The sequence below is a fragment of the Sorangium sp. So ce1335 genome (genome assembly GCF_051521615.1).
Classification (GTDB): domain Bacteria; phylum Myxococcota_A; class Polyangia; order Polyangiales; family Polyangiaceae; genus Sorangium.
The window spans coordinates 11,440,161-11,452,725 of sequence record NZ_CP150363.1; the positions used below are offsets into that span (position 1 = coordinate 11,440,161).

Sequence of the window (12,565 nt, forward strand, 5' to 3'; positions counted from 1 at the left end):
CCTCTGCCGCGCGCTGCGCTCTACGAGAATCGGTGAGAACCGGTGCGGTCGGTGCTTCGAAGCACCTGCCGCGCCGGGCGCGCCGCCTCCTGTTCGGCCGCCAGCGGCCTTCTGTTAGGATGGCCCAATCCGACCCCCTCACGTCGCGCGCGCCGCGCCGACCACGGAACGTCCCCTTGCAAGACCCCCGCGTGCTGCGACTCGGCTCCAGGCTGCGAACGGCTGCGCTGCTCTCGGCGTGCGCCGTCCTCCCCCAGGTGCTCGGCTGCTCCGACGAGAGCGCCCCGCGCCGCGCTCCGCCGCCCGGCGCCGCGTCGCCGCAGGCGGCGCAGCCCGCCGCGCGCGCCCGCGTCGCGGCGCTCCGCGCGCGCTTCGCCGGCGCCTTCGGCCCCGGCGCCGCCGTGGCCGTCGCCCGGGCCGCGTCCGGCGCGCTGCGCGCCGCCGCGCCGGACGCCGCGGCGACCCTCGAGCTCCCCCCGCGCGCCGCGGGCCCCGTGCGCCTCGCCGACAGCGCCTCTCGCGTCGCGATCGCCTTCTCCCTCGCCGACACGACCGACGCGCCCGCCGCCGTCGATGGCGACATGGTCCTCTACGCGGGCGCGCTCCGGGCCGAGGGCGGTCGTGCCCGCGACGTCCTTCACCGCGTCCTGCCGAACGGCACCGAGGACTTCGTCGTCTTCGACGAGGAGCCGGAGCGCAAGGAGCTCCGTTACCGCGTCGACGTCACGGCCGTTTCAGGCCTCCGCCTCGTGGAGCGAACGCTCGAGTTCCTCGACGCCACAGGCTCGCCCCGGCTGCGCGTCGCGCCGCCCTACCTCGTCGACGCGACCGGCGCGCGCGTCCCGGCCTCGCTCTCCGTCGAGGGCTGCGCGTTCGACGCGAGCCCCCGCGCCCCGTGGGGCCGGCCTGTCACGCCGCCCGGCGCGCCGGCGTGCACCGTTGTCGTCGCGTGGCAGCCCGCCGGCGTGCAGTATCCGGCGCTCCTCGATCCACAATGGGTCTCGACGAGCAACCAGATGATCGCGCCGCGCACGCGGCACACCGCCACCGTCATCGACCCGACGAACCCGGCGAGCCCCGTGCTCATCGCCGGCGGCTTCAGCGCCTCCGGCGCGGCGCTGGCGACGGCCGAGCTGTACTTCCCCCTCGACCGCACCTTCGCGAGCACCGACTCCATGGACGCGGCGCGCGGCGCCCACACCGCCACGGCGCTCGCCAGGCTCCCGGCGCCGTCCCCGGCCCCGGCGTCCCCGCCGCCGGCCGTCGTCGTCGTTGGCGGCAGCAGCAACCGCGGAAGCGGCGCGCCGATCGCGGCCATCGAGGTCTACAACCCGGCCACGGGCCAGTTCGTCACGGACGCGGAGTCCTCGCTGGGCCGGTTCAACCATACGGCCACCCTCCTCGACCCGGGCGTGATCCTGCTCGCGGGCGGCCTCGCGGATCCGCTCAACCAGCCGACGAGCACCGCCTCCGTCTACACCTTCAGCTCCTTCGGACCGGGCGGCGGCGCGCCCGTCACGAGCGCGCTCGTCGCCGTCGGCAGCATGGCGACGTCGCGCCACGCGCACACGGCCGTCCGGCTGAAGTCCGGCGACGTGCTGATCGCCGGCGGCTTCGTCCTCTCGGGCCCCGCGCTCGCCTCGGCCGAGATCTTCGACGAGGGAACCCGCACGTTCCAGGCGATCTCCGCCGTGTCGCCGCCCGGGCGGTCCATGTCGGCGCAGATGGGCTCCCTTCGCGGCTTCCACACGGCGACGCTGATCGACCGCGCGGGGGCGCTGATCGGCCATGAGGCGACGTCGCTCGACTCGGGCGAGGTGGTCCTCATCGGCGGCACGACGCGGGTCACGGGGGGCGCCTACGTCGGCACCATCGACATCTACCACGACGGCGTGACGGACCCGACCCGGCGGGGCTTCGAGGTGCAGCGCACGCCGATCTCGATGCGGGACGTGCGCGCCGAGCACACAGCGACCCTCCTGCCCAGCGGCAACATCCTCGTCGTCGGCGGCTACAACGGCACGGCGACGCTCTCCACGACCGAGGCTTACGATCCGGCGGCAAGGCTCTTCAGCCGCCTGACCTTCGCGAGCGGCTCGCCTGCCCAGGACGCCCGGCGGGAGCACACGGCGGTCCTCGTCAACGCGGGCGCCGACATCGACGCGGGGCGGGCGGTGCTCGTCGCGGGGGGGCTCGGGGCGTCGAGCGCGCAGGTGCTGCCGAGCGCCCAGCTGCTCGTGAAGCCGAACGGGGATCCCTGCGCGAGCGACCAGGAATGCGCCTCGGGGCACTGCTCCGACCGCGAGCACGTCTGCTGCAACGAGGCGTGCGACGAGGAGTGCTTCTCGTGCACGGCGTCGGGCAAGGGGACGGGGAACGACGGCACCTGTGGTCCCGCGAAGCGGGACACGGAGCTCCCGATCGTGTGCGTCCAGCAGATCGAGGTGCACAACCGCTGTGACGGCCTGGGGCACGCTGTGGCGCACGAGTCCACGAGGGACTGCAAACCGGGGCGCTGCGGCGAGGACGACAGGTGCGTCTTCGAGTGCCTGGACGACTGCGATTGCGACGAGAGCGGCTGGTGCGAGGTCGGCGTGGGCGATCTGGACGCCTGCTCCCGGTCCGACGGCGCCGGCGGCGCGACGGCCGGCGCCGGCGGCGCGACGGCCGGCGCCGGGGGGGGCGGCGCGGGCGGCGACGGCGGTACGGCGGGCGCCGGCGGCGTGTCCACCGGAGGCGGCGACGCGAGCGGCGGCGCGGCCGGAACGGGCGGCGGCGCGGCCGGAACGGGCGGCGGCGCGGCCGGAACGGGCGGCGGCGCGGGCGGCGACGGCGGCTCGACCGGGACCGACGGCGGCTCGACGGGCACCGACGGCGCCACGGCCGGCTCCGGCGGCGGCGCCGCCGCGGGGACTGGCGCTTCGGTCGGGGCCGGCGGCGGCGAGGGCCCTCGGCCCGGGGCGGGCCTGTGCCTCGATCGGCTCGCCAACGGCGCCGAGTGCACCCGCGATCGCCAGTGCGTCTCGGGCAACTGCGTCGACGGCTTCTGCTGCGATTACCGGTGCGACGGCCCGTGTCAGGCCTGCGACGTGGTGAACAACATCGGCCGGTGCACGCCGGTCGGCACGGACGAGCTCCGCGAGGCCCCGCACCCCAACACCGGCGGCTCTTTCCGCCGCGAGGCTTGCCCCGGCGAGGGCGCGTGCGCCGGCTACTGCGGCGGCGCCACCGACGCCCTGTGCATGTTCCCCGTGGAGGGCGCGACAGCAAGGGCCTCCACGTGCACCTGCCCGGACGGGGATTGCGCTGTCGGGCCCGCGATGCTCACGCGCTTCTTCTGCGATGGAAGTGGCCAGGAGCAGGAGCCCGAGGTCGAGCGCTGCGGCGGCGAGAACGGCGGGTTCCGGTGCAAGGACGAGAGCTCCTGCGAGACCTCCTGCGACTCCAGCGACGACTGCATCGAGGACTTCGTCTGCCTCGACGGCGCTTGCGCCGACCTGAGGGAGGTGGGGCCGAGCTGCGACGGCGACAGGACGCTCCTTGTCGTCGGCGACGGCGATGAGGGCTGCGCCCCGTACGCCTGCCCGCCGGGCGGCAAGGCCTGCGCAAGGCCGTGCACCTCGGTGAGCGACTGCGTTGACGGCAACGTATGCAACCTCGCCGGCGAGTGCGTCCCGCCCATCGACGCGCCGCAGGCCCCGTCGTGCTCGTGCAGCGTCGTCGGCGGCTCCGGCGAGCGCGACACGGGGCCGCTCTCCCTCCTGCTCGGCGCTGCGGTGGCGGCGGTCCGGCTGTGCCGCCGCCGCGGCCCGCGGCGGTCCTCGCGGTCCGCGTGCGATCCCGCCGCCAGGCCGTGACGCGCACGCGCTGATCCTGCGGCGCCGCCACGAGGGCAGCGCCGCGCCCGCCGCGCCGACCGACGCGCGGCCCGAGGCTCTCCGCGCGGACCGGCCGCGCGGCCCGAGCCTCGCCGCGCCGTTCCGTCACCGCACCCTCGACCCCCTCTCCACTCGCCTGGCCCGGCGGCGCCCGCATGACAGCATCGCCCCCGCATGATCCACCCCGCCACCCCTGCGCTGCGCGAAGCGGCGGCGCTCGCCCGGCAGGTGTGGCGGCTCGCCTGGCCCGCGATCGCGCACATGCTGCTGCTGACCCTCGTCTTCCTCGTCGGCCGCGGCATGGTCGGGCGCTACTCCACGACGGCGCTCGCCTCGATGCAGATCTGCGGGACGCTCACCTGGACGATCGTCTCGCTCTTCAGCGCCACCTCCACCGGCACGCTCGCCGTCGTCGCGCGCAGCGTCGGCGCGGGCGACCGCGCGGGCGCCGCCGCGGCGGTGCGCGTCTCGCTCGTCTTCGCGCTCTTGCTCGGCGCGGCGGTCTCGCTGCCGCTGCTCGCCGCCTGCGGCCCGCTGCTCCGCGCGCTCTTCCCGCAGGCCGGCGCGGAGGTGGTCGAGCAGGCCGCCGCGTACCTCGGGATCGTGCTGCCGGCCCTGCCGCTCGCGTTCGTCGAGGCGGTCGCCGCGTCGGCGCTCCAGGGCGTCGGCGACACGAAGACGCCGCTCGCTGTCGCCACGATCGGCAACCTCGTCAACGTGGCGGTGAGCGCCGTGCTGATCTTCGGCCACCTCGGGCTGCCAGCGCTCGGCGTGCGCGGCGCGGCCGTCGGCGTCGCGTGCACCATGGCGACCGAGGCGCTGCTGCTCACCGCGGCGCTGCTGTCGCGCTCGAGCCCGCTGCCCCTCCGGGCGGCGCCAGCGGCCCGCGCGGCGCCGCCGCACGCCTCCGCCGCCTCCGCCGCCTCCGCGTCGCCGGGCGACCCCCGCGCCGCCGGGCGGGCCACCGCCGCCGCGCTCGCCCGCGTCCTGCGGGTCGCCGCGCCCGCCTTCGCCGAGCGCTCGGCCTACCACGCCGGCTACATGGGCTTCGTCGCCATCATCGGGCTGCTCGGCGCCACGGCGATGGCCGCGAACCAGGCGCTCATCGCCATCGAGTCCGTCTGCTTCCTGTCCGCGGAGGGGTTCGGCATCGCGGCCGGCGCGCTCATGGCGCAGCACCTCGGCGCAGCGAGGCCGCGCGACGCCGCGCGCGTCGCGCTCGTCGCGGCGCTCATGGCGATCGTCGCCCTCTCCGCGTTCGGCGTCCTGTTCGCGCTCGCCCCGCGCCCGCTCCTTCGCGCGTTCTCGAGCGACCCCGAGCTCCTCGCCCTCGGGGCGCGCGCGCTCCCCGTGGCCGCCGTGGCGCAGCCGTTCATGGCGTTCGCCACGGTCATGGGCATGGGGCTCCGGGGCGCCGGCGACACCCGGACGGTGCTCGCCGTGACGCTGATCTCGTCGCTCCTCATGCGGCTCGGGGGCACCTGGCTGCTCGCGGTGACCCTCGGCCACGGGCTCGTCGGCGTCTGGGTGGGCAGCACCGCCGACTGGATCTGCCGCAGCGCCCTCCTCGCCGCCGCCTACGCGCGCGGCCGCTGGAAGACGCTCGCCGTGTGAGCCGACCGGACGCGCGGCCCGGCGCCGCGGCGGCTCACACCGCCCCTCGCCGGTCCGGGTGCAGCACGCCGAGGAGGATCACGTCGACGACGCGGGCGAGCTGCGCCTCGTCGACGCTCGCGCGATCCGCGATCAGCTTGTGCTTGAGGTAGGCGCCGAGGAGCTCGCACGGGAGCATCGGGTCCGCGCCCGGCGCGAGCTCGCCGCGCGCGACGGCGCTCTCGACGATCGCCCGCACCCCCGCCTCCTGGACGGCGCGGAGCGAGCGGGCGATGGCCATGAGCTCCGAGTCGGGCCCCTCCGCGAGGAACACGTGGAACAGGCTCTGCCCCACCGGTGACGTCTGGATCTCGACGATCGCGCGCCCCAGCGCCAGCAGGTCCCCGCGGAGCGAGCCGGTGTTCGGCGGGACGACCTTCTCGTCCGTGACCGACAGGAGCGCGGCGCGCACCAGGTCCTCCTTCGTCGGCCAGCGCCGGTAGACGGTGGTCTTGTTCACCCCCGCGCGCGCCGCCACGTCCTCGATCCGCAGCGCGCGGTAGCCCGCGCTCGCGAGCTCCTCCAGCGCCGCGGCGAGGATGCCGCGCACGACCGGCTCGCCGCGCACGAGCGCGCGCTTCTTCGCGGACCCTCGCTTCGCCGTCCGTTTCGCCGTCGTCGCCTGCATCGGCCGTCATTGAAGTCCCGTCACGCGGCACACGCCAGCGCAATTGCGCGACGCGGGCGCTATCGCACCTCTTTGTGGCGATGACCGCAACTACCTGTTGCGGTCACCTCCGGGCGTGTTATATCCGATTGCAACTATCGGTTGCGATGGCCGAGGTGCCCGCGCGCCCCACAGGCGGGGCCGAACGCCGGGCGTTCTGGGAGCCGCGGTGACCCGCGGCGGCCCGCGATGAACGAGCCGTGGAGGGGCGGCGGACGCGCCGACGGCGCGCCTGCCGCGCGTCCACCGCGCGCCGCGCGCGACGCCGCGCTTCGCCCGGACCAGGCCGCCCCGTGACCGACACCGCCCCGAGGGACCCTTGAGCACCACAACGACGTCCAGCCGCGCCGGAAGCCTCCTCCTCCTCGCGCTCGCCGCCTCCGCGGCGGGGTGCGCCACAAAGGCAAGCGCCTCCGACGCCCCCGGCGCGGCCCAGGCGGCCGCGACGCCGGTGCGCGTCGAGACCGCGGTGGTGCGCGAGGCGCCCATGCCGCGCAGCCTCGCGCTCACCGGCACGCTGCGCGGGGACCGGGAGACCGACCTCGCCGCCAACGCGGTCGGCCGCGTGCTCGAGACCTTCGTCGAGCGCGGCGCGGAGGTGAAGAAGGGCGACCTGCTCGCGCGCCTCGACGTCCGCGCCGCGGCGCTCACCGCCGCGGAGGCGCGGGCGAACGCCGCGCTCACCCGCGCGCAGGAAGAGACGGCGAGGCGCGAGTGCGAGCGCCACAGGGCGCTGTTCGAGGGCGGCGCCATCTCGCGGGCCGAGCACGACAGGATCGCCGACCAGTGCCGGAGCGCCCCGCTCTCGGTCGAGGCCGCCGCCGCCCGCGCCCGCGCCGCCTCGCAGAGCGTCGGCGACGGCCAGATCCGCGCCCCGTTCGACGGGACCATCACCGAGCGCTTCGTCGACGTCGGCGAGTACGTCCGCCACGACTCCAGGGTGGTCGCGCTCGTCTCGAAGGGCGCGCCGCGCCTCCAGTTCACCGTGCCGGAGGCGAGCCTCGCGGCCGTCAGGCCCGGCGGCGCGCTGACCTTCACCGTGCCGGCGTACCCGGGGCGCTCGTTCACGGGCGCCGTGCGCTGGATCGGCGGCGCCGTCCGCGAGGCCACGCGCGACCTCGTCGCCGAGGCCGAGGTCGAGGACCCCGACGGCGCGCTGCGGCCCGGCATGTTCGCGTCCGTCGCGCTCGCGACCGGCGAGGCCCCCAGCCTCGTCGTGCCGAGGTCCGCCGTCGTCCCGAGGGAGGGGCGCGCGCACCTGTTCGCCGTCGTCGATCGCCGGCTCGAGGAGCGCGTGGTGCAGACCGGCGCGGAGAAGGGCGACGCCGTCGCCGTCCTCCGCGGCGTCCGCGCCGGCGAAGCGGTCGTGATCAACCCGTCCGAGGCGCTCCAGAACGGCCTCGCCGTGGAGTGAGGTCGTCATGCAGTGGCTCGCCCGCGTCTGCGTCAAGAGGCCGGTCTTCGCGTCGGTCCTCATGCTGATCATCGTCGTCGTCGGCGCCGCCGGGTACACCCGGCTCGGCCTCGACCAGTTCCCCGACATCGACGTCCCTTACGTCGTCGTCACGACGCGCCTCGACGGCGCGGCGCCCGAGGAGGTCGAGGCCGAGATCTCCGACCGGATCGAGGGCGCCGTGAACACCATCAGCGGCATCGAGGAGCTCCGCTCGACGTCGACCCAGGGCGTCAGCCAGGTCGTCGTCGGCTTCACGCTGGAGAAGGACGCCGACGTGGCGGCCCAGGAGGTGCGCGACAAGATCAACGCCGTCCTGCCCAGCCTGCCCAAGGGCATCGACCCGCCGATCGTGAGCAGGATCGACCTCGGCGCCGCCCCGGTCCTGCTCGTGTCCGTGGAGTCCGACCGGCCGATCCGCGAGCTCAGCGAGATCGCCGACAAGCAGGTGCGCCGGCAGATCGAGGGCATCTCCGGCGTCGGTCAGGTCAACCTGATCGGCGCGCAGGGCCGGCAGCTCAACGTCTGGCTCGACCCGATCGCCCTGCGGGCGCAGGGGATCACCGCGGCCGAGGTCCAGCGCGCCATCGCGGCGCAGAACCTGATGACGCCGGGCGGCAGCGTCGAGACCGGCCCCGAGGACCTCACGCTCCGCGTGATGGGGCGGGTCGACTCGCCCGAGGCCCTCGGCCGCGTCGTGCTCCGGGAGCGGGACGGGCACGCCGTGCGCCTCTCGGACGTCGCCCGCGTCGAGGACGGCCGCGCCGACGAGAAGACGTGGGCCCAGCTCGACGAGCGGCGCGCCGTGCTTTTGTCGGTGGTCAAGCAGTCGGGCCAGAACACCGTCGCCGTCGTCGACGCCGTGCGCTCGCGCCTCGCCGAGGTGCAGCGCTCGCTGCCCGAGGGGACGAAGATCGAGGTCGTGCGCAACGGCTCGCGGGTCATCCGCACGGGCATCGCCGCCGTGAAGGAGCACCTCGTCCTCGGCGGCCTGCTCGCCGCGGCGGTGGTGCTGCTCTTCCTCGGCAACGCCCGCAGCACGCTCATCGCCGCGCTCGCGATCCCGATCTCGGTCGTCGGGACGTTCGCGGTGATGTGGCTCGCCGGCTTCACGCTCAACTTCCTCACGCTCCTCGCGCTCGCGCTCGCGGTGGGCATCGTGATCGACGACGCCATCGTCGTCCTCGAGAACATCGTCCGTTACATCGACGAGAAGGGCATGAAGCCGTTCCCGGCCGCCGTGCTGGCGACGCGGGAGATCGGCATGGCGGTGCTCGCGACGACGCTCTCGCTCATGGCGGTCTTCATCCCGGTCGCGTTCATGCCCGGCATGGTGGGGCGCTTCCTCAAGAGCTTCGGCCTCACGATGGCGTTCGCCATCGGCGTCTCGCTGATCGTCAGCTTCTCGCTCACGCCCTCGCTCGCGGCGCGCTGGCTCTCGGGGCACCGGCCCCGCGGCGAGCGCGAGCGCCCCCCGGCGCTCGAGCGCGCCGTCGACGTCTTTTACCGGCCGATCGAGCGCGCCTACATGGCCGCGCTCGCGTGGGTGATGCGGCGCCGCTGGGTCGTCGTCGTCGCCTCCGCGGTCGCGCTCGGCTCGTGCGCCCCCATCGCCGGGACGCTTCCCGCCGGCTTCCTCCCGGAGGACGACCAGGCGCAGTTCGAGATCAGCATGCGGGCGCCGGAGGGGACGAGCCTCACCTCGACGCGCCTCATCGCCGAGCGGATCGCCGGCGACGTGCGCCGGATCCCGGGCGTCACCAGCACGCTGCTGACCGTGGGCGAGGGGGAGCAGCAGGCCTCGAACGTCGCCAAGATCTACGTGATGCTCGTCGACCCGGAGCAGCGCGCGCTCGGGCAGCTCCAGCTCATGCAGAAGGTGCGCGAGGAGATCCTCGCGAAGCTGCCGCCCGAGCTGCGCGTCACGGCCGGCGAGGTGCAGGCGATCTCGTCGGGCGGCCAGTCGACCGGGAGGATCCAGGTGGCGCTCCAGGGGCCGGATCTCGACCGCCTGGCGCAGTACGCGGCGCGCATCACCGAGGAGCTGCGGAAGGTGCCCGGCGCCGTGGACGTCGACAACAGCCTCGTCGTCGGCAAGCCCGAGCTCCGCGCCGCCATCGATCGCGACCGCGCCGCGGATCTCGGCGTCCAGGTGGCCGACGTGGCCGGCGCGCTCCAGCTCTTCGTCGGCGGGCTCAAGGTCTCGACGTACTCGGAGGGGGGCGAGCAGTACGACATCCGCATGCGCGCCGACGCGAGGTACCGCGCCGACGCGGAGAGCCTGTCGTTCCTCACGGTGCCTTCGTCGAGGCACGGCGCCGTCCCGCTCCACAGCGTGGTCACGCTGGAGCCCGACAGCGGGCCGTCGTCGATCGGCCGCCTCGACCGGCGCCGGCAGATCACGATCAGCGCGAACGCCGCCCCCGGCGTGGGCGACACGGCGGTGCAGGCGGCGCTCGACAGGATCATCGCCGAGCAGCGGATGCCGGCGGGCTACTCGGCCCAGGCGGTGGGGAGCTCCAAGAGCACGGCGGACACGGCGACGAGCTTCGCCGTGGTCATCGGCCTCGCGTTCGTGTTCATGTACCTGATCCTGGCGGCGCAGTTCGAGTCGTGGCTGCACCCGGTCACCATCCTCCTCTCGCTGCCGCTCACGGTCCCGTTCGCGCTGCTATCGCTCAAGCTCTTCGGCCAGTCGCTGAACCTGTTCTCGGGGCTCGGCCTGCTCGTCCTCTTCGGCGTGGTGAAGAAGAACGCGATCCTGCAGATCGACCACACGAACCACCTGCGGGCGGAGGGGATGCCGCGGCTCCAGGCGATCCTGCAGGCGAACAAGGACCGGCTGCGGCCGATCCTCATGACGACGATCGCCTTCGTGGCCGGCATGATCCCGCTCGTCGTTTCGCACGGCGTCGGCTCGGGCCAGAACCGCACGACGGGGGCGATCGTGCTCGGCGGGCAGTCGCTCTCCCTCGTGCTCACGCTGCTCGCGGTGCCTGTGGCCTACTCGCTCTTCGACGACGCGGCCGAGTGGCTCCGCCGCCGGAGGCGCAGGGCAGGGGAGGACCGGGGCGAGGCCGAGCTCGACGCGCTGCTCGGCCGTCCGGAGGCCAGCGCGCCCGCGGGCGGGGAGTGAGCCGCGCGCCGGCGCCGCCCGCCGGGCACGCGGCGAGCGGGCGCGGGGCGAGGCGCGCCCTCCGGGGGTGATCGCGGCAGGGCCGCGCCGCGCGGCCGGCCTTACCGCGGGGGTCGCGAGGCCTCCCGCCGGGCGAGCCGCGCGTCGAGCGAGAGGGGGCCCGCGCCGACGAGCAGCAGGAACAGCGCCCCGAGCAGCATCGCCCAGTCCGTGCGCGACTCGTGCGCCATCGCCCAGAGCCCGCGCTTCACCAGGATGGGGACCTTCGTCGACGCGATCGCGACGAGCATGATGGTGATCAGCGGCACGGCCGCGAGGCGCGTCGCGAGGCCGAGGAGCACGAGCGATCCGCAGACGATCTCGAAGGCGCCGACGAAGGGTCCGAGGATCTCCGGCGAGGGGAGGCCGATCTTGGCGAAGCGGCCGGCGCCGAGCTCGGCCGGGAAGAGGAACTTCTGGATCCCCTCGGACAGAAAGACGCTGCCCACCGCGAGGCGGATCAACGCAGCCGCCGCAGGAGCTCGCGTCTCCGTGATCCAGCGGGTCATGCTTCGGCGGGGCGCGGCGCTCATGGCCGCAGGATACCAGAGGCGCCGAGGCCTTCATCGCCCCCGTCACGCCTCCGCGAGCCAGGCGCCCGTCCCGCCTGGCGTCGCCGGTTCCGGCCGGCCACGCCGTGTGACCGTGGAGGTCACAACCCCGCCGCCGCGGCCGCTACTCCTCCGGGTACCACGTCCCTGGTAAACGCTGATCCGCTGCTCGGAGCGCTGGACCGGGCTGCGCAGGCGCACCGCCGAGGGGCCCGACCGAGCTCAGGCACGCTCGCAGGCGTCACTCCGGACGCCAGTCGAAGGGGAAGTGCTTGCTGGAACCGCCCTTGTAGGGGTGGGAGAAGTCGAATCCGACGGCGAGGTCGTCCTCCACCACGCCCCAGGTGGCCACCTGGCCGGGGCCGACCTCGGCGCCGGGAGCATTGATGAGCTGCACCCGTCGGCCAGGATCCGCGGTCGGTCCGGTGAGCGCGCGCGCCCCCACCTTGACCCGCCCCGGGATCTCGGCCCTCCAGTGCGCCAGATCGGCGGCGGCCTCGAACGTGATGGGCGCGTGCTCGACGCTGCGCACCTCGCTGATCAGGGCGCCGAACTTCCCGGGCCAGCCGCCCTCCTTGCCGATGAAGATGCGTTCCAGCGCCCGCCGCTGGTCGGAGTCGGCCTCGGCGTCGATGTAGAACATCAGCTTCATCGTGGCGTTCGGGTCGCCGACCCACATGTTCCCCTTGAACTCGCCGATGCTGACGACCGCGAGCCCCGAGAGGTCGACACCTGCGTGGTGGCCCTCGTGGATCTGCCAGACGAGCGTGAAGAGGCAATCCCCGTGCGTGGGGGGCTGCGCGAACGTGCATGGGCAGGGCAACGAGCAGCTACAGATGTCAAACCACTCTCCCCTGAGGTGCCAGTCCACGCGAGACCCCACCTCGACCGGAGGGGCGTCGGGCTGCGCCCCGGCCCGACCCTCGACGGCGTCGAGGAGCGCCTGAACCCGCTGGCCGCCGCTCTGGATGTTCATTTCCGTGCCATGATCGCAATTGCATGCACCGCTGCACATGGTCATCACCCCTTCGTCAGTCCGGTTGTGTGGGCATACCCATGGAGGTTGCGCGCTCAGGGCGAGCATCCCCCGGGGACAGTCGACATCGTTGTTCTTTCATCGAGTCGCGCTGCCCCGTCTCGTACGTGGAGACGTCGCCGGTCGCCGGACATTACAGGGCGCCGAGAGGC

7 protein-coding genes are annotated in these 12,565 nt (G+C 74.5%); 4 read left to right on the plus strand and 3 right to left on the minus strand.

All coding sequences use genetic code 11. The features are described from left to right. The first annotated feature begins 176 nt into the window (after nt 1-176). Nucleotides 177-3,857 carry a kelch repeat-containing protein gene (locus tag WMF24_RS42825; RefSeq protein WP_437733242.1) on the plus strand — a complete coding sequence of 1,227 codons (3,681 nt, stop codon included), beginning with the start codon at nt 177-179 and terminating at the stop codon, nt 3,855-3,857. Nucleotides 3,858-4,052: 195 nt separating this feature from the next. Further along, the gene (locus WMF24_RS42830; protein WP_437733243.1) at nt 4,053-5,492 is read left to right on the plus strand and encodes an MATE family efflux transporter; all 1,440 of its coding nucleotides are present in this window, start codon (nt 4,053-4,055) and stop codon (nt 5,490-5,492) included. A gap of 34 nt (nt 5,493-5,526) precedes the next feature. Here WMF24_RS42830 and WMF24_RS42835 read toward each other — a convergent pair whose 3' ends face one another. Continuing rightward, nucleotides 5,527-6,159: a TetR/AcrR family transcriptional regulator gene (locus WMF24_RS42835; protein WP_437733244.1), complete on the minus strand. Its 633-nt coding sequence runs from the start codon at nt 6,157-6,159 to the stop codon at nt 5,527-5,529. A 358-nt stretch (nt 6,160-6,517) separates the two neighbouring features. Here WMF24_RS42835 and WMF24_RS42840 point away from each other — a divergent pair, with 358 nt between their 5' ends. Then, nucleotides 6,518-7,612 carry an efflux RND transporter periplasmic adaptor subunit gene (locus WMF24_RS42840; protein ID WP_437733245.1) on the plus strand — a complete coding sequence of 365 codons (1,095 nt, stop codon included), beginning with the start codon at nt 6,518-6,520 and terminating at the stop codon, nt 7,610-7,612. Nucleotides 7,613-7,619: 7 nt separating this feature from the next. Continuing rightward, nucleotides 7,620-10,787: an efflux RND transporter permease subunit gene (locus tag WMF24_RS42845; protein ID WP_437733246.1), complete on the plus strand. Its 3,168-nt coding sequence runs from the start codon at nt 7,620-7,622 to the stop codon at nt 10,785-10,787. 101 nt (nt 10,788-10,888) lie between these two features. Here WMF24_RS42845 and WMF24_RS42850 read toward each other — a convergent pair whose 3' ends face one another. Next, nucleotides 10,889-11,359 carry a DoxX family protein gene (locus WMF24_RS42850; protein WP_437733247.1) on the minus strand — a complete coding sequence of 157 codons (471 nt, stop codon included), beginning with the start codon at nt 11,357-11,359 and terminating at the stop codon, nt 10,889-10,891. Nucleotides 11,360-11,618: 259 nt separating this feature from the next. Next, nucleotides 11,619-12,353, minus strand: coding sequence for a DUF1326 domain-containing protein (locus WMF24_RS42855; RefSeq protein ID WP_437733248.1), 735 nt, complete (start codon nt 12,351-12,353; stop codon nt 11,619-11,621). Nucleotides 12,354-12,565 lie beyond the last annotated feature (212 nt).